24 protein-coding genes and 2 pseudogenes are annotated in these 21,137 nt (G+C 70.7%); 14 read left to right on the top strand and 12 right to left on the bottom strand.

Annotated features, from left to right (window positions below; genetic code table 11):
* Nucleotides 1-134 precede the first annotated feature (134 nt).
* Nucleotides 135-737 (top strand): helix-turn-helix domain-containing protein, encoded by a 603-nt coding sequence (locus GBA65_RS02775; RefSeq protein WP_207956096.1) that lies wholly within the window; start codon nt 135-137, stop codon nt 735-737.
* Between the two features lie 251 nt (nt 738-988).
* Nucleotides 989-1,180 (top strand): alcohol dehydrogenase catalytic domain-containing protein, encoded by a 192-nt coding sequence (locus tag GBA65_RS02770; RefSeq protein ID WP_207956095.1) that lies wholly within the window; start codon nt 989-991, stop codon nt 1,178-1,180.
* 26 nt (nt 1,181-1,206) lie between these two features.
* Here GBA65_RS02770 and GBA65_RS02765 read toward each other — a convergent pair whose 3' ends face one another.
* Nucleotides 1,207-1,554: a hypothetical protein gene (locus GBA65_RS02765; protein WP_166395278.1), complete on the bottom strand. Its 348-nt coding sequence runs from the start codon at nt 1,552-1,554 to the stop codon at nt 1,207-1,209.
* 376 nt (nt 1,555-1,930) lie between these two features.
* On the opposite strand from GBA65_RS02765, the gene GBA65_RS02760 reads away from it, so the two are divergent.
* From GBA65_RS02760 to GBA65_RS24920, 5 genes and pseudogenes are all read left to right on the top strand, one after another.
* The gene (locus GBA65_RS02760) at nt 1,931-2,656 is read left to right on the top strand and encodes a helix-turn-helix domain-containing protein (RefSeq protein ID WP_166395277.1); all 726 of its coding nucleotides are present in this window, start codon (nt 1,931-1,933) and stop codon (nt 2,654-2,656) included.
* Between the two features lie 65 nt (nt 2,657-2,721).
* Nucleotides 2,722-3,658, top strand: a pseudogene (locus tag GBA65_RS02755) (PLP-dependent cysteine synthase family protein); the annotation flags it as partial.
* Nucleotides 3,659-3,725: 67 nt separating this feature from the next.
* Entirely contained in the window at nt 3,726-4,202 is a 477-nt protein-coding gene (locus GBA65_RS24930; protein WP_266096537.1) for a PLP-dependent transferase, read from the top strand.
* Nucleotides 4,148-4,350 (top strand): annotated as a pseudogene (locus GBA65_RS26030) (PLP-dependent transferase); the annotation flags it as partial. The gene GBA65_RS24930 and the pseudogene GBA65_RS26030, both read left to right, overlap by 55 nt.
* 148 nt (nt 4,351-4,498) lie before the next feature.
* Nucleotides 4,499-4,894 carry a PLP-dependent transferase gene (locus tag GBA65_RS24920; RefSeq protein WP_266096536.1) on the top strand — a complete coding sequence of 132 codons (396 nt, stop codon included), beginning with the start codon at nt 4,499-4,501 and terminating at the stop codon, nt 4,892-4,894.
* 12 nt (nt 4,895-4,906) lie between these two features.
* Here the strand turns inward: GBA65_RS24920 and GBA65_RS02745 are convergent, their stop codons facing one another.
* Nucleotides 4,907-5,134 (bottom strand): hypothetical protein, encoded by a 228-nt coding sequence (locus GBA65_RS02745; protein ID WP_166395276.1) that lies wholly within the window; start codon nt 5,132-5,134, stop codon nt 4,907-4,909.
* Nucleotides 5,135-5,295: 161 nt separating this feature from the next.
* On the opposite strand from GBA65_RS02745, the gene GBA65_RS02740 reads away from it, so the two are divergent.
* Nucleotides 5,296-6,726 carry an MFS transporter gene (locus GBA65_RS02740; RefSeq protein WP_207956094.1) on the top strand — a complete coding sequence of 477 codons (1,431 nt, stop codon included), beginning with the start codon at nt 5,296-5,298 and terminating at the stop codon, nt 6,724-6,726.
* 338 nt (nt 6,727-7,064) lie between these two features.
* Here GBA65_RS02740 and GBA65_RS22675 read toward each other — a convergent pair whose 3' ends face one another.
* Nucleotides 7,065-7,220, bottom strand: coding sequence for a hypothetical protein (locus GBA65_RS22675; protein WP_207956093.1), 156 nt, complete (start codon nt 7,218-7,220; stop codon nt 7,065-7,067).
* On the opposite strand from GBA65_RS22675, the gene GBA65_RS02735 reads away from it, so the two are divergent.
* The 5 genes from GBA65_RS02735 to GBA65_RS02715 all read left to right on the top strand — a co-directional run bounded on the left by GBA65_RS02735 (nt 7,203) and on the right by GBA65_RS02715 (nt 11,597).
* The gene (locus GBA65_RS02735; protein ID WP_207956092.1) at nt 7,203-7,928 is read left to right on the top strand and encodes an alpha/beta hydrolase; all 726 of its coding nucleotides are present in this window, start codon (nt 7,203-7,205) and stop codon (nt 7,926-7,928) included. The two genes, GBA65_RS22675 and GBA65_RS02735, sit on opposite strands and share 18 nt — an antisense overlap.
* A 20-nt stretch (nt 7,929-7,948) precedes the next feature.
* Nucleotides 7,949-8,089, top strand: a complete 141-nt coding sequence (locus tag GBA65_RS02730; protein WP_166395274.1) for a hypothetical protein — start codon at nt 7,949-7,951, stop codon at nt 8,087-8,089.
* 111 nt (nt 8,090-8,200) lie between these two features.
* Entirely contained in the window at nt 8,201-8,968 is a 768-nt protein-coding gene (locus GBA65_RS02725) for a glycosyltransferase family 117 protein (RefSeq protein WP_166395273.1), read from the top strand.
* A gap of 140 nt (nt 8,969-9,108) precedes the next feature.
* Complete coding sequence (locus tag GBA65_RS02720) at nt 9,109-9,873, top strand: hypothetical protein (protein ID WP_166395272.1); 765 nt, start codon at nt 9,109-9,111, stop codon at nt 9,871-9,873.
* Between the two features lie 101 nt (nt 9,874-9,974).
* Complete coding sequence (locus tag GBA65_RS02715; protein ID WP_166395271.1) at nt 9,975-11,597, top strand: ArnT family glycosyltransferase; 1,623 nt, start codon at nt 9,975-9,977, stop codon at nt 11,595-11,597.
* A gap of 25 nt (nt 11,598-11,622) precedes the next feature.
* Here GBA65_RS02715 and GBA65_RS02710 read toward each other — a convergent pair whose 3' ends face one another.
* The 6 genes from GBA65_RS02710 to GBA65_RS02685 form a co-directional block, all read right to left on the bottom strand.
* Entirely contained in the window at nt 11,623-12,099 is a 477-nt protein-coding gene (locus tag GBA65_RS02710) for a YeeE/YedE family protein (protein ID WP_207956091.1), read from the bottom strand.
* 13 nt (nt 12,100-12,112) lie between these two features.
* Nucleotides 12,113-12,532 (bottom strand): YeeE/YedE family protein, encoded by a 420-nt coding sequence (locus GBA65_RS02705; protein ID WP_166395270.1) that lies wholly within the window; start codon nt 12,530-12,532, stop codon nt 12,113-12,115.
* Nucleotides 12,533-12,716: 184 nt separating this feature from the next.
* Complete coding sequence (gene erpA / locus GBA65_RS02700) at nt 12,717-13,058, bottom strand: iron-sulfur cluster insertion protein ErpA (protein ID WP_166395269.1); 342 nt, start codon at nt 13,056-13,058, stop codon at nt 12,717-12,719.
* A gap of 269 nt (nt 13,059-13,327) precedes the next feature.
* Entirely contained in the window at nt 13,328-15,712 is a 2,385-nt protein-coding gene (locus GBA65_RS02695; protein WP_166395268.1) for a transglutaminase family protein, read from the bottom strand.
* Nucleotides 15,713-15,921: 209 nt separating this feature from the next.
* On the bottom strand, nt 15,922-16,785 hold the full coding sequence (locus GBA65_RS02690; RefSeq protein ID WP_166395267.1) for a DUF58 domain-containing protein: 864 nt from the start codon (nt 16,783-16,785) through the stop codon (nt 15,922-15,924).
* A 4-nt stretch (nt 16,786-16,789) separates the two neighbouring features.
* Nucleotides 16,790-17,722, bottom strand: a complete 933-nt coding sequence (locus GBA65_RS02685) for an AAA family ATPase (protein ID WP_166395266.1) — start codon at nt 17,720-17,722, stop codon at nt 16,790-16,792.
* A 184-nt stretch (nt 17,723-17,906) separates the two neighbouring features.
* Here GBA65_RS02685 and GBA65_RS02680 point away from each other — a divergent pair, with 184 nt between their 5' ends.
* Complete coding sequence (locus GBA65_RS02680; RefSeq protein WP_166395265.1) at nt 17,907-18,317, top strand: calcium-binding protein; 411 nt, start codon at nt 17,907-17,909, stop codon at nt 18,315-18,317.
* 86 nt (nt 18,318-18,403) lie between these two features.
* On the opposite strand, the gene GBA65_RS02675 is transcribed toward GBA65_RS02680, so the two are convergent.
* The 3 genes from GBA65_RS02675 to GBA65_RS02665 form a co-directional block, all read right to left on the bottom strand.
* Nucleotides 18,404-18,931, bottom strand: coding sequence for an HNH endonuclease (locus GBA65_RS02675; protein ID WP_228281623.1), 528 nt, complete (start codon nt 18,929-18,931; stop codon nt 18,404-18,406).
* 97 nt (nt 18,932-19,028) lie between these two features.
* Nucleotides 19,029-20,087, bottom strand: a complete 1,059-nt coding sequence (locus GBA65_RS02670) for a DUF1611 domain-containing protein (protein ID WP_166395263.1) — start codon at nt 20,085-20,087, stop codon at nt 19,029-19,031.
* The gene (locus GBA65_RS02665; protein ID WP_228281849.1) at nt 20,084-21,058 is read right to left on the bottom strand and encodes a dipeptide epimerase; all 975 of its coding nucleotides are present in this window, start codon (nt 21,056-21,058) and stop codon (nt 20,084-20,086) included. Before GBA65_RS02665 ends, GBA65_RS02670 begins: the two co-directional genes overlap by 4 nt.
* Nucleotides 21,059-21,137 lie beyond the last annotated feature (79 nt).

Genomic DNA, 21,137 nt, shown 5'->3' with positions numbered 1-21,137 from the left:
CTGCCTCGTCCACACAAAGTTGTCTATGGGTAGAATTATGCAAAGTTTTGTTGCCTGTAAGGCGCAAATGTTGCCTTTGTTCTTTGGTGCCCGGGAGCATGCGGGATCAAACGGCGCGCGTGTAAACTGCGATCGTGGCTGACGAGCGAACGGACCGGTTGCAGTACGACCTCTCCAGGATCGGGGCGCGCCTGCGCGCCCTGCGCAAGGAGCGCGGTTGGACGCTTGAGGATCTGGCGGAGCGCACGGGGCTCTCCAGGGCGTACCTGTCCCGGCTGGAGGCCGGTGAGCGCCAGCCGTCGCTCTCGGCGCTCTCCGAGGTGGCGCACGCCTACGGCATCAGCTTCTCCTCGCTCTTCGTGCCGGAGCCGGAGGCCCAGAACGGGGTGATCTTCCGGGGACGGGACGCCAGGATGCAGCGCGGGCAGGGCCTGTTGTACGGGCGGCTCTCGACGAGCGACTGGGCGTTCAACTTGCAGCCGATGCGGGTGGTGGTGCCGGCGGAGCGCGGCGAGGCGAGGGAGCCTTACCGCCACGAGGGGGAGCAGTGGCTGTACGTCCTCTCCGGGAAGCTCTGCCTCGAGCTGTCCGGTGAGGAGTTCGTGCTCGAGCCGGGCGACGCGGCCCACTTCGACGCGGACCAGCCCCACCGGCTCTCGGCGCTCGACGGGCGGGACGCGGAGGTCATCCTCGTGGCCTGCGCCGTGCCCTACCTCCTGCTGAGGAGTTATCTCTAGGCGACGCGGCAGGCTGCCGTTGCTCTCGGCTCTCTTCGCGCCCGCGTCGGGGCGCGGAGCCCGGATGACGCGACCCCGTTGTTCGCGTGCAACCGGCCAGGAGACGCATGAAGGCCGTAGTCCGGCACGGCGTGGGAGACACGGGGCTCCACAACGTGGACGGGCCGAAAGTGTAGGAGACCCCGGCGCGGCCGTGCGGCCGGCGCGATCTGCGGGACGGACCTGCGCACGATCCGGGGCTCTCTCTCGGGATGGAGCCAGGCAAGATCCCCGGCCACGAGGGCGTCGGCGTCGTCGAGGAGGCCGGCCCGGACGAGAAAGACCTGCGTCCCGACGACCGCGTCGTCGTCCCCTCGGCCCCGGGCCGCGGCTTCTGCGCGTACGATCAAGGTCGAGCCAGAGCCCGCCGCGGGCTGTCACGAGAGGCCGGGCGCTTCGCCTGACCCCCCGGCCACCGACCCGGGAGGCCCTAGTCGTGCGAGGGGGCGCGAAAGGAGCCCAGAAACCCTTCCCGGCTCGGCCACGCGACGTCCAGCGGTCCGCTGCTGTTGACCCCCGCCGGGACCGGGTCCAGCGCCACCCTCCCTACCCCCGCGTAGGGGCCGCGCAGGAGCCTCGCGAGCTCCCCGACCTCGGCCTCCCTGACCTTCCATTCCCCCCTCTTGCCCAGGAGTTGGAGGTACATCCTGGCCTCCTCCTCGAAGCCAAAGACCGGCAGGGCCTCGCCGCCGTCCCCGTCGGAGAGGGTCATGAGGTCGGCTTCGCCGTCCCCCGCCAAGACCCACAGGGACCGTCTTCCCCTACCTCCCACGGGCACCCGCTCTCTCCGCCGGGCGTGGGAAGTTGTTCGAGCGTCCGGAGATAGGGTTTAGCCCCGTCCCGTCCGCACGGCATGAGGCCACAGGTCTTACGCCGTCTGCACGCGCCTTCACCGAACAGCCTCCTAACGATGCCGGTCGCAGCCCCTTCCCAAGACAACTGCGGCCCTTTTTTACCGTTTGCAAAGGCGTAACGCCCCGCGCCACGGATAGAAGAGTATATCAAAGTACACTAAAGTACTACCAAATGTTTGGCGCGGCGGCTGCGGGTAAAAGAAGGTGGTCGTGCAAGGGTGGGCGTACGTGGGCCCGCCGACGTGGCCGAGAGCAGCGGGGGACGTGGTACGGGTGTGTCCTGAGGGGAACAAGGACCTTATGAGCGTCGAGGAGGTCGCCGGGTACCTGGGGGTGGGCCGGGTCACGGTCTACCGCTGGTGCCGGGAGGGTCGCCTGCCCTGCTTGAAGGTCGGGAGGTCTTGGCGCATCCGGCAGGGGACGCTGGAGGACTTCCTGAGGCGGGGGGAGAGACCGTCGACCCTCGTCGGGCAACTCGGAGGCTTTCTGGAGGTGCCGGACAACGTGCTCGGGGTGGCCCAGAACCGGGAGCTCCTGCACCGTCTCGACGCGGCGTTCCTCCGTGTGGGTGAGGCGCGCGGCGGACTGTTGGTGAAGTTCACCGGCGGGGAGACGGGGACCTCCGACGAGGAGCTGCGCGAGGACCTTGAGGATCACGGGCTGGAGGTGGAGCGCCTCGAGAGCGAGGGGCGCCTGCGCATCGTCCCCGAGCAGATCCCCGCGACGGACCGCAACGAGGGTCTGCGCAGGCTCATGGAGGAGGAGGCGTCCTCGGGGCGCGCGATCTGGGCGTCCTTCAACTGGACGCAGGAGGTCGACCTGGAGACCGCGCTCGCGCAGCAAGAAGGGATGGCGGATCTCGTCGGCGAGTCGCAGCTCGTGGTCAAGACGGCGGTGTTGGAGGAAGTTTCCGATGCGTGGTCCTCCAGGGAGCAGCGGCGGGCGTGGGGGGCGCACTCCGGTACGATCTGGCTCTCGGATCGCGGCCTCGCCCTCAGCCGCTTCGTCCCCCTGTCCCCCAACTGATCCCCACCCCGGGGGGCATCACCGCCCTCTTCCGGGGGTACACTGGGGCCATGAACCCTGACCGCATGCAATACCACGAGAACATCCTCGGAGCCTTCGGGCACACGCCGCTCGTGCGCCTCGGACGCGTGGAGCGGGGCGAGGGCATACGCGGCTCCATGCTGCTCACGAAGGTCGAGTACCTCAACCCCGGCGGCTCCGTCAAGGACCGGCCGGCGCTCAAGATGATCGAGGCCGCCGAGAAGGAGGGCCTCCTGAAGCCCGGCGGCACCATCGTCGAGCCGACGAGCGGGAACACCGGGGCGGGGCTCGCCATCGTGGCGGCGGTCAGGGGCTACGGGTGCGTCTGCGTCATGCCGGACAAGGCGAGCCAGGAGAAGCGCGACCTCCTCAAGGCCCTGGGGGCCGAGGTCGTCGTCACGCCGAACGTCCCGCCCGAGGACCCCGAGAGCTACTACGCCGTCGCCGAGAGGATGGCGCGAGAGATCCCGGGCGGCTTCAAGCCCGGCCAGTACGAGAACCCGAACAACCCGCTCGCCCACTACGAGACGACGGGGCCCGAGATCTGGGAACAGACGGCGGGGCGCGTCACACACTTCGTCGCCGGGATGGGCACCTGCGGCACCATCACCGGGACGGGACGCTACCTCAAGGAGCAAAACCCCGAGATCAGGGTGGTCGGCGCGGACCCCGCGGGCTCGATCTTCTCGGACCCGGACGACATCCACCCCTACGCCGTCGAGGGCGTCGGCGAGGACTTCTACCCGGGCAACCACGACGGGGCCGTGGTCGACGAGGTCATCCAGGTCACGGACCGCGAGTCGTTCCTGATGACGCGCCGGCTCATGGACGAGGAGGGGCTCTTCGTCGGGGCTCGTGCGGCATGGTGGCGGTCGCGGCGGTCCGGGCGGCCAGGGCCGCCCCGAGGGCTCCGTCGTCGTCACGCTCTTCCCCGACACGGGCCGCAACTACGTCTCCAAGGTCTTCGACGACGACTGGGTGGTGGCGAACTCGGAAGCCACCGCCGAGGACCTCAAGAAGCCGTTCCGAGTCTTCGAGGGGGAGTAGCATGAGCGCAGACGAGCACGCCGCCGGGCGCGGGTTCGCGACGAGGGCCATACACGCCGGCCAGGAGCCCGACGAGGCCACCGGCGCGACCATCGTCCCGATCTACCAGACTTCTACGTACACGCAGGAGGCGCCGGGAGTAAACAAGGGCTACGAGTACAGCCGCAGCGGCAACCCCACCCGCGCCGCCCTCGAGGAGTGCATAGCCTCCCTCGAAGGCGCGAGCTACGGCCTCGCGTTCGCCTCCGGCCTCGCGGCGACGACCGCCGTGATGAGCAGCCTCCTCTCCCCCGGCGACCACGTCATCGCGGGCGACGACCTCTACGGCGGCAGCTACCGGCTCTTCGACAAGGTCCTCAAGCAGGGGGCGGCCTCGACTTCACCTACGCCGACACCACGGACCCCCGGTCCGTCGAGGAGGCCCTGCGGCCCGAGACGAAGCTCCTCTGGGTCGAGACGCCCACCAACCCGCTGCTGACGGTCTCGGACGTGAGGGCGCTCTCGGAGATGGCGCACGAGCGCGGGGCGTCGTCGCCGTGGACAACACCTTCGCCTCGCCGTACTTTCAGAACCCGCTGGCCCTCGGCGCGGACATCGTCGTGCACTCGACGACAAAGTACATGGGCGGCCACTCCGACGTCGTCGGCGGCGCGGTAGCCACCTCGAACGAGGAGTTCTACGAGGGATCAAGTTCTACCAGAACGCCGCGGGCGCCGTCCCCGGCGCCTTCGACTCCTGGCTCGTCCTCCGGGCCTCAAGACCCTCGCCGTCCGCATGCGCCAGCACGAGGAGAACGCCCTCGCCGTCGCCCGGTTCCTCGAGGACCACCCCGAAGTCGACAGGGTCTACTACCCGGGCCTCCCGACCCACCCCAGCACGAGCTCGCCAAGAGCCAGATGCGCGGCTTCTCGGGATGGTCTCCTTCACCCTCAAGGGGGCACGGAGGCCGCCTACGCCGCGATGAAGTCCGTGAAGCTCTTCCACCTCGCCGAGTCCCTCGGCGGCGTCGAGTCGCTGCTGACGCATCCTGCGACGATGACCCACGCGGCGATCCCCCGGGAACAACGCGAGGCCCGCGGCGTCACCGACGGCCTCATGCGCCTCAGCGTCGGCATCGAGGACGCGGACGACCTCATCGCCGACCTCGAGGACGCCATCTCCCCCGGCTAGCCCCCTCGCCCCCTACCGGCCTCCCCCGCGGGGCCCCTCGCCCCTCGACGAGCGCACGGCCTCCGACACCACCTCCGAGGCCGCCGCCAGAAGCGCGAGGACCATCAGGCCCAGGGCCTCCTCGTGGCCGAGCAGCATCGCGCCCGCTCCGGCGGCGAAGGCGGCGAGGGAGACGACGAGCACCGTCGTCCTGCCCCGACGGCTCGTCGCACGCGGGCGTTCTCCCGTTCCCGAAGGCATCGCATCACCTCCCTCTCCTGCGCCTTCGGTTAGTTTACCTTGGACACCATTGTTGCAACGTCCGGGAGCGCGAGCGGTAACTTTGGCGGTCGGGCGAAGTTCCCCTGTGGACGTGGAGTATGCTCACGGAGAATCCGTGTAGCGAGCAGAGAGGAGACGGAGTGGGAAGAGGTTCGTCGGGAGGTCGGCGCCGGTGGTTCGCCCTGTTGCTGGTGTGCGCGGCGCAGCTCATGCTGGTCCTCGACGGCACCATCGTCAACGTGGCGCTCCCGGCGATCGGGGATTCCCTGGGTTTCTCGGAGGTGGGTCTCTCGTGGGTGGTCAACGCTTACCTGCTCACCTTCGGCGGCTTCCTCCTCCTCGGCGGCCGGGCCGGCGACCTCTTCGGACGGCGGCGGGTGTTTATGGCGGGGCTCGTCCTCTTCACCATCGCCTCGCTCCTCTGCGGGCTCGCGTTCTCCCAGGGTCTCCTCATCGCCGCGCGGGCCCTGCAGGGGATCGGCGGGGCGCTTATGGCCCCGGCGGCGCTCTCAATCGTCATCACCACGTTCCGGGACCCCGGGGAGAGGGCGCGGGCGATGGGCATCTGGGGCTTCGTCGCCTCCGGCGGCGGCTCCATCGGGGTCTTCCTCGGTGGCGTGCTGACCCAGTCGTTCGGGTGGCCCTGGATCTTCCTGGTCAACCTCCCCATCGGTATCGCGGCCCTCGCCCTCTGCCCGCCCCTCCTCGACCCGGACCCCGCGCCCGCCAAGCGCGGCGGCTTCGACCTGCCCGGCGCCCTCCTCATCACCCTCTCCCTGGTGACGGCCGTCTACGCCATCATCGGGGTCGGGGACAACCCGCTTCTCCTGACGCTGGCCCTGCTCGCCCTCTCGGCCCTGCTCCTCGTCGGCTTCTCCGCCGTCGAGCGCAGGACGGCGGCGCCGCTCATCCCCCCGGGCATCTTCTCCCGCTCGCGCAACCTCGTGGTCAGCAACATCGTCATGGTCCTCACCGTCGCGGGCGTCGTCGGGTGGTTCTTCTTCAGCGCCCTCTACCTGCAGAGGGTCCTCCTCTACGACTCCTTCGCCACCGGCCTCGCTTACCTGCCGGGCACGATCGCCATCGGCGCGCTCTCCTACAGCGCCGCCGCCAGGGCCGTCGGCCGCTTCGGCATAAAGCCGATGATCGTCGTCGGCATGGGGCTGATGGCGCTCGGGCTCCTCCTCTTCGGGCGGGCGCCGGTCGGGGGTAGCTTCCTCGTCGACGTCCTCCCGGGGATGGTCGTCCTCGGCGTCGGGGCGGCGTTCGCGTTCATGGCCGTGATCCTGGCCTCCACCGTCGGCGTCCCCGAGAGCGAGGCGGGCCTCGCCTCGGGGCTCGTGAACACCTCCCAGCAGGTGGGCGGAGCCCTGGGCCTCGCCGTACTGGCGAGCCTCGCCGCCGCCTACACCGGCCTCGTGACGGGCACCCGGGACCCCGTCGCCGCCCTCAACTCCGGCTACCACGCCGCCTTCCTCGTGAGCGCCGCGTGCCTCCTCCTGGGCGCCCTCCTCGCCGCGACCCTTCTGCGCCTCCCTAAAGAGACACCCTCGCCGGGAGCGCGAGACTAGCCGTTTGTCCGGTTGACCCACCCCCGGTCCCCTGGATAATGCCGGGGGACCGGCGCGACGGCGGAGGACTACGGTCGTGCAGAGACACCGGGTGGTCCCGACGGCGGCCACCGAGCGCGCGGAAAGTCAGCTCGCCGCGGTTTTCGGCGTCGGGCAGGTCCCCGAGGGCCGGCGTCACGCAGCCCGCGCGGACCGTGCGTCCGGGGTTCGAGCCGGGGCGACGAGAGAGGAGGACCAGTGGCACCCGTAGACCCGCAGGCCCAGGCGCTGTTGGACCAGATGTCCGCCCCCGGCGGCCCCGATCCGGGCGAGCTCTCCATAGCGGAGGCGCGAGAAGCTTACAAGGGGCTCGCCGGGCTCTCGGGCGAACCCCTGCCCGTGGAGAAGGTCGAGGACCGGAGCGTTTCGGGGCCCGGCGGGGAGATCCCCGTGCGCGTGTACACCCCTCCGGCGCGCCCGGAGAGCAGGGCCTCCCCGTGGTGGTCTTCTTCCACGGCGGGTCCTTCAGCATGGGCGATCTGGACCTCTACGACGCCCCCTGCCGGGCGCTGGCGAGCGGCGCGGGTTCTCTGGTCGTCGCCGTCGCCTACCGGCTCTCCCCCGAGAACCCGTTCCCGGCCGGCGTCGAGGATGCCTACCGGGCGACCGAGTGGGTCGTCGAACACGCCGGGGAGCTCGGGGGCGACCCCTCGCGCGTGGCGGTGGCGGGGGACAGCGCGGGCGGCAACATAGCGGCGGTGGTCGCCCTCCTCGCCCGCGAGCGCGGCGGGCCGCCGCTGGTCTTCCAGGCGCTCGTCTACCCGAACACCGACGCCACTTTAGGGAGCGCGTCCTGGGAGGCCTTCGACGGGTACGTGCTGACCAAGGAAGGCATGCGCGAGGCCTTCGGAGCCTACCTGAGCGGAGGGGCGGACCCGAAGGACCGGCGCGTCTCGCCGCTCTTCGCGCCCGATCTGGAAGGTCTGCCCCCGGCGCTCGTGGTCACGGGCGAGTACGACCCGTTGAGGGACGAGGGCGAAGCCTACGCGGCGAGGTTGCGGGAGGCCGGGGTCGGCGTGCGGCACACCCGCTACCCCGGCATGATCCACGGCTTCTTCCAGATGGCGGGGGCGCTCGACGCCGGCGGGCGGGTCGTCCGGGAGGTCTCTGCCGCCCTGCGGTCGGCGTTCGGCGAGCCGGCGGGCCCGGGGACGCGCGAGTAGAGCCGAGGGGCCTCCGCGCGATGACCGTATCGATCGCCTGCGCCTCATCGACCCGCCGCACCGGGCGCGCGGCCGGGACGGTGGCCGCCGGCGCCCGGAGCCTCCGGGACACCACGGTCCGCCTCGGCCGCGTCGAGGAGATCGGCGACGACCTGCGGTAGAGCGGGTTCCCGGCGGCTCTCCCCCGACGCCGTCCTCGCTACCGGCATGACCATGCCTCGAGCGTAGTACCCTTTCGTGCTGTGAGCGCCGCGAAAAGCACGAGGATGGCCGTGAACGGAGCGGGTAGGTCCCTCGCGAGGACCGGCGCGGCGGCCCTCGGTGCCCTGACCGTGCTCCTCGTCTTCGTCCTCTACCTCGGCACCCTCGCCCCGACGGTCCTCTACTACGACTACCCGGAGCTCTTCGACCCGGCGATGCTCCAGGCCGAGGCCGCCGTGCTCGGCATCGGGCACCCGAGCGGCTACCCGACCTACATGATGCTGACCCACCTCTTCACCTACCTGCCCATCGGGGACGCCGCCTACGGCGTCAACCTCGCCTCGGCCGTCTACGGGGCGCTCGCGGTGGCCGTGATCTACGGGGCAGGGCTCCGGTTGAGCGGCCAGGCCGTCGCCGCCGCGGTCGGCGCCCTGGCGCTGGGGGTGAGCCCCTTGTTCTGGAGCCAGGCCGTCATCGCCGAGGTCTACACCCTCAACGCGCTCTTCGTAGCGGTCGTCGTCGCCGTCCTCCTGCTCTGGAGGGACCGCCGCGAGGACCGCTACCTGATGCTCGCCGCGCTCCTCGTGGGCCTCTCGCTCACCCACCACCTCACCAGCGGGCTCTTGATCCCCGCCGGTCTCGCCTTCGTGTTCGTCGTCGACCGGAAGAAGCTGCGCCGGGGCGGGCTCCTGCTCCGGAGCCTCGGGCTCTTTCTCGTGGGCCTCCTCCCCTACCTCTACCTGCCGATCAGGGCGGCCATGGAGGCCCCGCTCAACGAGGCCGACCCGTCGAGCCCGGGCCGGTTCCTGCTCCTCGTCACCGGGGCAGCTACCTCCTGAAGCTCCTCACGGACCTCGAGACGGGCGCCCCGCCGGGCTCCGACGAGGTCCCCTCCCGCTCGCAGCCCATCCTCCAGGACGTCGCCGACAGGCTGACGATCTACGGCGACTACCTCTACGCCCAGTTCCCCCTGCCGCTGATGCTCGCCGGCCTCTTCGGGGCCCTGTACCTGGCGTTCCGGGACCGCGCGGCGGCCGTCCTGCTGAGCCTCGCGTTTCTGGGCTGGCTCGCCCACGCCCTCACCTACGGGGTGGAGGACTACTACGTCTTCCTCATCCCGGCGTACGTGATCCTGAGCCTCTTCGTCGCCGTGGGCGTGGGCGCCGCCCTTCGGAGGGCGGGCTCGTCGGCGGCACGCCTCGTCGGTAGTCCGACCCCGCGAGCGGCCCTGATGCTCGCCGTGTGCGGGCTGGCGCTCGCGATCCCGCTCCTGGGGGCGCGCGAGACGTACGCCGCCGAGGACCGCAGCGGCGAGGACTTCGGGCGGCGGACGATCGAGGCCGTGGCGGAGGGCGTGGCCCCGAACGCCACGGTCCTCCACCACCGGAGCTCGCTCTGGTACATGGTCCTCGTCGAGGATCGCCGCCGCGACCTCACGCTCATGGACCCCTTCAAGACGAGCTGGCTCCGCTACGAGGACGTGGTCTGGCCCGACGGGCCGAACGCCGCCGAGGCCGCCGAGCGCTACGGCACCGGCGACATAAGCGGGGTCGAGGCCGCGCGTAGGGCCGCGCAGAAAGGTCCCGTCTACCTCCTCGACCACGACCTGCTCGGCCAGGTCGTCGGCACGGATACCTTCGTCGAGGCGGGCTTCAGGATGGTCCCCGTGGACGAGGGCGTGGGCCTCTACGAGCTCGTCCCGGAGGGCGGCGAGCCTTCCGGCGCCGCGTCCGATGAGAGGTAAACCGGCGAAGAGGCCTAAAACGCTTCCGACAAAAGCTATAGTAAGGTACCCGGAGAGCGACGAACTCGGGCGGGCCGACATTCGGAGGGACCAGCGCGACCATGTTCCAGTATGAGCCTATAACGCCGAAGGGTGGGCGGTCTGCCCTGCGCATCCGCAGGGCGTTCGCGCTCCTTCTGCTGCTGGCCCTCGCCGCGGCCGTGTACTACGGGAACAGCTTCGAGGGCGCCCTCTCCCGGGACAACGCCATCTACCTCTACAGCGGCCAGAGGATGGCCGAGGGCATCCCGCCCTACGTGAGCATCTTCGACCACAAGGGCCCCCTGGCCCCGATGCTCGTCGGGGTGGGCGTCGTGATCTCCAAGTACCTCGGCGCGACGGACATCACCGCCGTGCGCGCGGTCTTCTTCTCCATAGGCTGCCTCGCCGTGGGCGCGACCTACCTCCTCGGCAGCAGCCTCTTCAGGTCGCAACGCGCGGGGCTCTTCACGGCCCTGACCTTTCTCGGGTTCTTCGGCTTCGCCCGCTACGCCGTCTCCTCGCCCGAGGCGAAGACCCCGATGGTCCTCTTCGAGGTCCTGTGCCTGCTGTTCGCCTCCCAGAAGCGTTGGCTTCTCGCGGGGCTGTGCGGCTCCCTGGCCGCCCTCGTCTGGCAGCCGATGGCCGTCTTCTCCCTCGTCGCGTTCGTCCTCGCCGTCACGCAGAGGGACGAGCCGCGCGTCCCCGCGGGCCTGCGCGCCGCCCTGGGGGCCGGCCTGCCCGTCGCCGTGACGGGGGCGTACTTCTACTTTCAGGGGGCCCTCGACGAGCTGGTGAACGGGAGCATTCTGTTCAACGCCCGCTACCTCGACCGGGAGCAGCTCCTCTCGACCGCCGAGTTCTTCGCGCCGGTCAAGGCGATCTTCCAGGGCTACGACACCATCCTCATCCCCATCGTCGTCGGCGCGATGCTGGCGGCGGTGGTCATAGGGCTCGTCACGCTCGGCTCGCTGCACCTCCTCAGGAGGGCGTACAGCGGCCCCTCCGGGAGCCCGATGAGGAAGGGCGCCTTCGCCCCGATCTTCCTCTCCCTCCCCTTCCCCGTCCTCTGGTCGCTCGTGGACTTCCAGGGCTACCCGGACTTCTACGTCTTCATCCCCTACGTCGCCGTCGGCTTCGGCGGCTTCCTGGGCTTCGTCGTGGGGAGGATGGGGGAGAACAACGCGCTCTTCCCGGGGGGCACGCGGCTCCTGACCGTGGGGCTCTGCGCCGCCCTCACCGCGGTCGCCGTCCTCGGCTCGCTCGTGGTGGTGGACCCGGCGCGGGGCGTCAGCTCCCTCGACACTGAGGAGCGGCCCCCGGGACCGAACGATCTCGACTACCAGCGGCGGGCGGCCTCCGAGGTCCAGAGGAGGTTCGGGGAGGACGCCAAGGTAGTCTCCATCGGCGCCCCGCAGCTTCTCGTGCTCCTCCACAAGACCAACCCGAACCCCTACGCCTTCATCATCCGCGGCATAGACGACCAGATCGCCGTCGAGACCCCCGGCGGGTTCGAGGGCTGGATCGAGGACCTCGAAGCCTACGACCCCGACGTCATAGCCTTCGGCCGCACCAGCGGCACCCACAGCCCCATGCTCCTCGAGTGGCTGGAATCCCGCTACGAACGGGAGAAGATCGGCCCCTGGACCCTCTACGTGAAGGAGGACGGGACCGGCGGCGAGAGGGCGTTACGCCCGACGGGATAGCGTCGACAGCCCCCCGAACCGTGCTCTAGCCGCCACCCTCCGGGCCGCCGCCGGGGACGCGTGCTCCGACGGGGGAGCGGAGGTTATCGGGGCGGTCGAAGAACCACGCGTAGGCCGCCATCCCCGCCAGCATCGAGGCCACGAAGGCCAGGACCGGCGTCAGCCCGGTGGAGAGGGCCGCCACCGCGGGGCCCGGGCAGAACCCGGAGAGCCCCCATCCGAGGCCGAAGAGGGCGGCTCCTCCGATCAGGCGGGCTTCGGGCGCGCTCTTCGTGGGCAGGTCGAACCCGTCCGCCAGCACCGGGCGCGGGCGCTTCAGGATCAGGCGGAAAGCGGGCATCGTGACCAGGAGCGCCCCGCCCATCACGAAGAGGAGGGTCGGGTCCCAGTCCCCGGCGAAGTCGAGAAATCCGATGACCTTCTGCGGGTCGGCCATCCCCGAGACGACGAGCCCCACCCCGAAGAGCGCGCCCGCGAACAGCGCGACGATGATCCTTGACATGCGGGGGCTCCTCTCAGATCACGTGGTGGGAGACGAAGACCGTCAGGGCGGCGACGCCCATGAACACGGCCGTCGCGACGATGGAGCGCTTGCTGAGGCGCGCTATCCCGCAGACGCCGTGCCCGCTGGTGCAGCCGGAGCCCAGGCGGGTCCCGAAACCGACCAGGAGCCCCGCGATCACGAGCACCGGCACCGATGCCTCGACCCCGCCCGGCAGCCCACCCGCCGCCGCGGCGTAGGAGAAAGCCCCGAGCACCAGGCCCGCGACGAAGGCCACGCGCCAGCCCGCGCCCCTCCGGGTGCCGGGCGAGACGAGCCCGCCGACTATGCCGCTGATCCCACTGATACGGCCGTTCAAGAGCAGCAGCAACGTGGCGGCAAGCCCTATCATCATGCCCCCCAGGAGCCCGCTTACGGGGGTGAATCCGTCCATCCTTCGCTCCTTCTTCTACTCACATGCGACGCCGGCCCGTCACGGGCGGCGCAAAGGTCCGAGGGGCCGGAGAGTCAGGCTCCGGCCCCTCCATGCGTCACCGTTACGGTACCGCTAGATAGAGGGCGAGCCCGGGTCCTTTTGGACCCGGGCTCGCCCCGTGCGCTGCTTGCCTCGTCTTAAGCTAGCAGGTGAACGAGCTGCCGCAGCCGCAGCCGCCCTGAACGTTCGGGTTGTTGACGGCGAAGCCGGCGCCCATGAGGCCGTCGACGTAGTCGAACTCGGAGCCCATGATGTAGGGGACGCTCATGGCGTCGACGGCGATCTTGACGCCCTTCTGGGTGAGGACCTCGTCGTCGTCGTTGATCTCGTCGTCAAAGTAGATCGAGTACTGGAAGCCCGAGCAACCACCGGGACGAACGCCGATGCGCAGCGCGAGGTCCTCTTCGCCCTCCTGCTCCATGAGGGCCTTGACCTTCTCGGCCGCGTTGTCGGTGATCGCGAGGATCGTCGTCTTCTGGTCCATCAGCACCCCCAAGAAATGCTGTAGCGTGTGATCTGTTCAGGAGGATTATTACACCGGCGCATTGTCAATTCAACGCGGGGCTCTTTGGAGCATCTGCGGGAGACGAGCCGGCGGCGAGACCTCGAAGAGGCAAACGGCGGGGATCTGGTACACAACCACCACGGATCGTTCCTGTCAGGAGCACCGCTAGCCAGAGCGCCTTCTGTACAGATCTACAAACGATGGCGGTCCTTCCCGGATCGTCAGCGCCTCTTGCCGGCCCTCGAGGGCTACCCGTCCTTACGCGTCCCCCCGGGCTTCGAGCGCCGCCCCGCCCTCTTGCCGAGCCACTTCTTCCCCGCGACTATCTCCTGCCGCGCCCGCAGGAGGAGCGAGGACGGGTTGAGGGCGGCGAGGAAGCGCCTCCAGAGGGGGAGGCTGCGGTACTCGCGGAGGGCCTTGCGGTAGGCGCGGGCGGCGTCGGAGCGCGGGTCCTGGGCGTAGAGGCTCTCGGAGTAGGCCCTGGCGAACTCCCGGAAGGGGCCCACGGCGACCCCGACGACCCCGGTGAGGAGCAGCAGGCGCTCGGTCGGCGTGAGGGCGGGCGAGTCGGCGAGGGAGGCGCGCCCCGGCGGCAGCGCGTCGCGGAGGCGCCCCGCGAGGTCCCGGTAGAGCCCCTCCGGGGTGCTACGGGCGGCGAGCAGGCGCTTCGCGAGCGGCACGGCGGCGACCAGGAGGACGAGGGCCAGGGCGTAGACCGCGTACGCCCAGGCCGGGGACTCCCCGGCGGAGGAGCCGTTGTCGGAGGGGGCCGACTCGGTCGGGCTCCTCTGCTCCTGCAGCTGTTGGCGGCGCTCGTCGGGGCTCTGCGGGACGGCTTCGTCGCGGGCGGTGGGGAGCTCGGGGCGGGGGGCGTTGGCCTGCATGGCGGACGGTATCTCGGAGCCCGGGGTCGGCTCGAAGGGGTACCAGCCGACGCCGGGGAAGTAGACCTCTACCCAGGTGTGCATGTTGTAGCCGGTCACGACGTACTCGTTCTCGTCGTCCTCCCTGCCCGTCGTGGCGCCGTAGACCACGCGGGAGGGGACGTCGAGCTCGCGGGCGAGGAGGGCCATGGAGGTCGCAAACTGGGTGCAGAAGCCCTCCCTCCCCTCGCCGAGAAACTCCTCTATGGCCTGGTCGGCCCGGTTGTAGTCCACGTCCAGGTTGTAGGTGAAGCCGCCGTCGTAGATCAGGTACCGCTCTATCGCCCGGGCCTTCTCGTAGGGCGTGGCGTCCGCGAGGCCGTAGTCGCGCTCTATCGTGGCGGCGGTCTCCGTGAGGACCGCCGGCCGGCCCTCCGGGAGCTGGAGGAACTTCTCCCGGACCTCTGCCGGGTAGGAGGTTCCGGCGCCTTCGAGCTGGGCGGCCGTGGGCTGCGGGATCTGGGAGAGCACCCGGTACGAGAACCCCTGGGTGAGGGGCCGGCGCGTGGACCAGGAGGCGTCGGTGCTCTGCTGGGCGCCCGGGACCGAGACGTCCGTCATGCGGTACCCGCCGAAGAGGAGGTCCGTCTCGGCCTGCAAGACCTCGACGCTCTGCACCACCGTGCGCGTCGCGATCCCATCGGCCACCTCCTCGCCGTAGTCCACCCCGGGCTCCGTGGTCGAGGACCAGCGGACCCCGTCGAAGAAGTCCAGGGTACCCCCGCGCCAGAGGAGGGGCTCCGGGCTGTCCACGCGCAGAAGCTCCGCGTCGCGCCCGTCCGTCAGGTAGTCGCCGACGTCCGCCTCTACCGCGAGGCGCGAGGTCCCGCCCGTCCCGATCCTGGTCCAGTCCATCGTCGCCGGCCGGATCGCCGCCTCCGCGAACGGCATCGCCGGGAGCGAGAGCACGACCCCCGTCACGAGCAGGCCCGCCACGACCGCGCCGGGCGACGGCAGCGCCGTCCCCTCGCCGGCGGTGACGAGCAGGAGGGCGATGGCGGCGGGCAGGAAGACCGCGAAGAACGGCCCCGCGCCCGCCTCGAACGAGACCGTGCTCAGGACGCCGATGGTCAGGCCGAAGACGGCCATCGAGATCACGGGGCTCCCCTCGTACAGGGTGGCCGAGGTCGCGAACGAGACGAGCAGCACCACGATCGGCAGCACGATGACGAAGAGCCCCGGGTGGGGGTCGTAGGGGATGGGGTTCGCGTACATGATCCCCATCGCGTTCCAGACGTCCAGCCCGATCTGGCCGACGAGCCGCTCCCAGCCCCGAAGCTCAGGGCGGCGCCCCGTACACGGCGAGCAGCGTGTAGAGCGCCGCCGCCGGCGGCAGCAACAAGAACCTCCACGCCCCCGCCGACCCGACGAGCAGCGCGACGATCGCCGCCCGAGAACGTAGGCCGTAGCCCCGCTCGCGAACAGCACGGAGAAGGCGGTGCCCGCCGCCAGCCCCGCGACGTACAGCGGCGCCCTCACGGCCCACCCGTCCATCCCTACCCCGCCCCGCTCTTGCCGGCCCACCCGGCCCCGCCGAGGCGCCCGCGAGGTTCCGTACGCCGCCCTCGCGGCGCACGACCCGGACCGTGGCCCCGCGACCTCCAGGCGCCGGAGCTCCGCCGCGAAGGCGGCCTCCCTCCCTTCGGGGCCGCCCCTCGACCGGGCGCCGGAGCCGCGGTAGGTGTGGGCGGCGACGGCGATCACGAGCACGGAGAGCCCCGCCGCCCGGAGCCTCGCGACGCTCTGTATGAGGCCGTCCCGATGGACCTGGAGATCAGGATCACGCCCTCCCGAGCTCGCCGCGCGGGATCTCGTCGAGGGCCTCGTCCGGGCCCTGGTTGCCGTCGGCCCCGGCCGTCGCGAGGAGCCTCATCGCCTCCCAGTACGGCCCCTCGCCGGAGCCGAAGTCCGTCGCGCCCCTACCCTGTCCGAGAGGAGGAGCTTCGAGGGCAGACCCTCCACCGAGAGGTGCGAGAGCACGGATGCCGCGGCGGAGACGGCGTCCTCGACCTCGGCCTCCGAGACGCGGAGCCCGGCCCGCTGCAGGTCCAGGACGACGGCGTAGCGCCGGGGGCGTCCGCGGCGAACTCCTTGACGACGAGCTCGCCCGTGCGCGCCACGCTCTTCCAGTGGATGTGGCGCCGCTCGTCCCCGCGCCGGTACTCCCTCAAGCCGGAGAACTCGTCCCCCCTCTGGGAGAAGGAGCCGCGGGCTCCGGCGTCCGCGCCGCTCCCCCGCAGCGGGAAGCCGGGCAGGTCGTGAACCTCCGGGTACACCACGACCTCGGTGGTCTCGGGGAACCGGCGCGCGAAGCGCAGGAGGCCGAACGGGTCCACCGTCTTCAGCTCCGCGGGCCCGAGGTCGTAGAGGCCCCGCTTCGCGAAGGTCATCGGCACGCGGATCTTTCTGGAGCCCCTCCCCTCCACCGGGGGCAGCTCGAAGAACCTCGGCTTGGGGAGGCGGTCGACGGCCCAGACCCTCGGGCTCGCCGACGGGGAGGCGTTGGAGACCACGAGCTCGATGTTCGTCTCCCGCCCGGCCGCCGGCCGCTCTCCCGTCGAGATCCTCCGCGCGTAGGAGAGGCCCCGCGAGAACCAGAAGCCCAGGGCGAAGGACGCCACGGGCAGGGCGAGCAGCGCGTAGCCGAGCTGGTAGATCTGGGTGGTCCCGATAAGGTAAGCCGCGACGATCGAGAGGACGCCGAAGAAGAGCGCCTGCAAGCCGCGGCCGGTGGGGCGCACCGCGAGCCTGCGCTCGCGGAAGGCCCTCAGGACGCGCCTCAAGGCGTCAGACCGCCTCGTTGACCGGGACGGAGCGGAGCACGTCGCGCACCACGCCGTCCGCGTCGCCCGAGCCGTTCGAGGAGGCGATGATCCTGTGCGAGAGGACGTGCGGCGCGAGCGCCTTCACGTCGTCCGGGATGCAGTAGGAGCGCCCGTGGGCGGCGGCGCTGGCCCTCGCGGCGGCGAGCAGCATCCGGCTCGCCCGCGGGGAGGCCCCGAGGTGGACCGCCTCGTGCTTGCGCGTCGCCTGCGTCACGGAGACGACGTAGCGCAGCACGGCCTCGCTCGCGTGGACCCCCTCGGCCAGAGCGCGCATCTCGGCGAACTCGCGGAGGCTCACCGCGGGCCCGAGCCCGGCGACCGGGTCGGAGGCGAGCCTCAGGAGGTCGACCTCGGCCTCCCCGTCGGGGTAGCCCAGGGACATCTTGATCATGAAGCGGTCCAGCTCCGCGTGCGGCAGGGGGTAGGTCCCCTCGTGCTCGACCGGGTTCTGCGTCCCGATCACGCCGAACGGCTCCGGGAGGCGCCGGGTGACGCCGTCGACCGTGACGGAGGCCTCCTCCATCGCCTCCAGGAGGGCGCTCTGGGTCTTGGGGCTGGCGCGGTTGATCTCGTCGGCAAGCACGACGTTGGCGAAGACCGGCCCCGCCCAGAACTCGAACTGCCCGTCGCCCTGGTTGTAGACGTTCGTGCCGGTGACGTCGGCGGGCAGGAGGTCGGGGGTGAACTGCACGCGCCGGAACTCGCCCGAGATGGAGCGGGAGAGGGACTTCGCGAGCAGGGTCTTCCCCACCCCCGGTACGTCCTCTATAAGGACGTGCCCGCCCGCGAGCAGCGCCACGACCGCCAGAAAGACGGCATCACGCTTGCCGGAGACGGCACGCTCGACGTTCGAGACGATGCGCTCCGTAGCCTTCGAAAAATCGCCGTAGTCCAAAGGACCCCCGCCAGAGTTCGACAACGAAGAATGAGTATATCAAGGCCTCCGAAATGGTCGGTCCGGGCTATAGACGAACGCGGTAGAAGCTCAGTAAACTTCTCGCGGATCCCGAACAAGGGGCGGAGGGGTCCGAAGAGGGGGTGCCCGACTGGTCCCGCCCCGTTCAGGAGGAGGGTGAGCGGTGAGAAGGACGATCCTGCTGGTGGCGACGGTTCTGGCGATGGTCGCCATGACCGCCGTGGTGGCCGTGGCGGCCACCCTGACGGGGACCGACGCGGCCGAGACGATCAACGGCACGAACAGCAACGACCGGATCTTCGGCAAGGGCGGCGGCGACGCCCTGAGGGGGCTGGACGGCTTCGACGCGCTCTCGGGCGGCCCCGGCAACGACCTGCTGAGCGGCGGCGCCAACGACGACACCCTGATCGGCGGCTCCGGCTCCGACCGCATCCTGGGCGGCTCCGGGAACGACAAGATCTACCCCGCCGGCGACAACCGCGTCGACTACGTGGACTGCGGCACCGGCTTCGACACCGTCGAGCGCGGCGACGCCAGAGACACCATCGTCAACTGCGAGAGGATCGTCCGCTAGGGCCCGATCGGGCAACCTGCGCAACAACAGAGGGCGGGGGCGCCGTAAAGGAGCGCCCCCGCCCTTCGCGTCTCGTCCCGGGTGCTCTAGAAGGCGGGCTCGCCCAGGGGCCCGTAGAACTGCTCCACGTAGCGGCGCTGGACGGCGTTGAGGCCCCGCGAGTACCACACCATGACGACGTAGCGCGGCTCCTTCGGGGTGGTCTTGGGGTACATCCCGCACTCCATCGGCAGGCGGTTGCTCTTGCGCGCGTTGCACTTGGTGCAGGCGGCGACGACGTTGTCCCAGGTGTTGGCGCCGCCGCGGCTCAGGGGCTTGACGTGGTCGCGGGTCAGGCACTCCTTGCGGTTCAGGTCGTCGCGGTGCTTGCCGCAGTACTGGCAGCGGTAGTTGTCCCGGGCGAAGAGGATGGCGTTCGTGACGTGCTTCCTCAAGCGGCGCGGGATCTCGACGAACTTCACCAGCCGGATCACGAGCGGATAGGGATACTCGGCCTTCTCCGAACGGAAGCGGCGGTCGAGGTTGGCCTCCACGATCTCGGCCTTCTCGGAGACAACGAGTACGATGGCCCGCTTTATCGGCACTAGCGCCACGGGCTCGTAACTAGCGTTCAAGGTCAAACACCTCGCCACGCTCGAATACTAACATACCCGGATGCTTCAGCAAACATATAATTTTTAACGGGCCTGTAACGCAGCGCCCGCGGAGGGGCTAGCGGGCCGCGGGGCGCGTCTTGGGCGCCTTGAGGAGCGCGTCGAGTATCGGCGTGGCGTCGCCGCGCACCGGGTCCGCGGTGGGGAGGCCGGTCTCCGTGGCGATGCGCTCCACGAGGGCCTCCGCCTCGGCGTCGCCCAGGGCGCTCGTGTTCACGCTGACGGCAACCACGGGGGCCGGTTTCACGAGGGCGGCGAGCTCCTCGTAGCGCGGGGAGATCTCCTTCGGCTCCGGGAAGGGGACGCCGGGGAAGAGCTCGTCTTCGGGGCCGTGGGCGTCGGCGCAGAGGATCAGGCAGTCCGGGCAGGAGCCGTGGAGGAGGGCGGTGGTGACGCCGGAGTAGGCGGGGTGGGCGATGGAGCCCTGTCCCTCGACCAGGATCAGATCGGGCGACCTTGTGGCCGCTTCCAGCACGAGCCTCTCGGAGGCCCCGGCGGCGAAGTCGGAGACGACGGCGTCGATGCAGATGCCCCAGCCGGCGATGACGGCGCCCGTCTGCCCCGTCGGGACGAACTCCGCCCTCGTGCCCCTCTCGATTGCCGCCCGCTGGATCTCCAGGACGGCCGTCATCTTGCCGATGGCGCTGCTCGTCCCGACCGCCGTCGCGACCACCGGCTCGATCCCGAAGCCCTCCCCCGAGAAGATCGGGAGGCCCTCCGGCGGCTCCCTTACGTCCCAGACCTTCGCTCCGGGGAGCTCGGGGGCGAGGCGCTGGTGGAGGCCGCTGACGATCTCCAGCCCGGCCGCCGCCGCCTCGCGCAGGGTGCGCATCCACTCCTCCGGGAGACGCCCGCCCGCCGGCGCGAGCCCGACGAGGATCGAGGTGGGCCGGAGCTCCAGGGCCTCCCGGAGGCCCGCGACGATCGGCGTCTCCCCGCGCGCGGGCTCGTGGAGGTTGGACATCACGTCCGAGACGCGCCGGCCCGCGAGGGTCGAGTCGATGACGCAGGCAACCTCGTCCCCGCCGTAGCGGATCAGGCCGTGCGCGGTCTTGGCGTGGCGGTTGGCGAACCAGCCGTCGGCCAGGATGGCGTAGCGGCGGCGCGGCGCCGTCACAGGGGCTCCACGCCGAGGCCAGGGGCGTCCGGCAGGAGGATGCGGCCGTTCTCGTAGGAGGGCCCGGCGAAGGGGTCGTCGGCGAGGAGCATCGCCCCGTCGAGGTCCACGAAGTCGACGAGGCCGGAGATCTGGGCGGCGGCGGCAATCCCGAGGGAAGTCTCCACCATGCAGCCGAGCATAACCATCATCCCGCAGGCTCGGGCGGCGTGGATCTGCTCCAGCGCCCGCCGGATCCCGCCGCACTTCGCGAGCTTCACGTTGACCCCCGTGACGCGCCCGGCGAGGGCCGGCACGTCTCCTGCGTTCACCGCACCCTCGTCGGAGATCACCGGCAGGGGCCGGACGGCCTCCGTCACCGCCCCGATCGCACCCGGCCCCAGGGAGGCCGGTACGGGCTGCTCCACCATCGCCACGCCCATCTCCTTCAACTCCAGGGCCACCCCCGGCGCCTCGTCCGGTGAGAAGGCCTCGTTCGCGTCCACCCAGAGTGTGGCCTCCGAGAAGCCCGCGACCGCCCGGACCGTCTCGACGTCGCCCCTCCCCCCCACCTTCATCTTCAGGATCGGAAGAGCGGAGAGTCGCCTCGCCTCCGCAACGGTCGTCTCGGGGTCCGCTATCCCGAGCGTGAAGGCGCTCTGCGGCTCGGGACGGGCCAGCCCGAGCAACCTGTACACGGGAACGCCGAGCCTCTTCGCGGCGAGGTCGTGCAGCGCCGCGTCCAGCGCGGCGAGGGCGGAGGGGTTCAGGCCCTCGTTCGCCCGGAGCGTCCCCTCGATATCCCAGGGGTCGCGGATCTCCACGGCGCTCGAGGCTTCCGCGACGGTCTCCGCGTCCCCCCCGTAGTAGCCCGTGGGGGCCGCCTCGCCGCGACCCGTGTGCCCGCCTTCCTCCAGCGTCAGGACCACGCGCTCGAAGGAGTCGGAGGAGCCACGCGCTATGGCGAACGCACGCTTCGTGCGCACCGTCATCTTCTCCACGCGTACTTTCACGCGGCGCATTGTAGACGCCCGATGGGCCCCCCGCCCGCACCGGCCGGTCCCGGACCAA

Source organism: Rubrobacter marinus, assembly GCF_011492965.1.
In the GTDB taxonomy this organism is placed as follows: Bacteria; Actinomycetota; Rubrobacteria; order Rubrobacterales; family Rubrobacteraceae; genus Rubrobacter_F; species Rubrobacter_F marinus.
The sequence above is the reverse complement of the archived record's forward strand: the minus strand, read 5'-3'. Positions and strand labels throughout refer to the sequence as shown.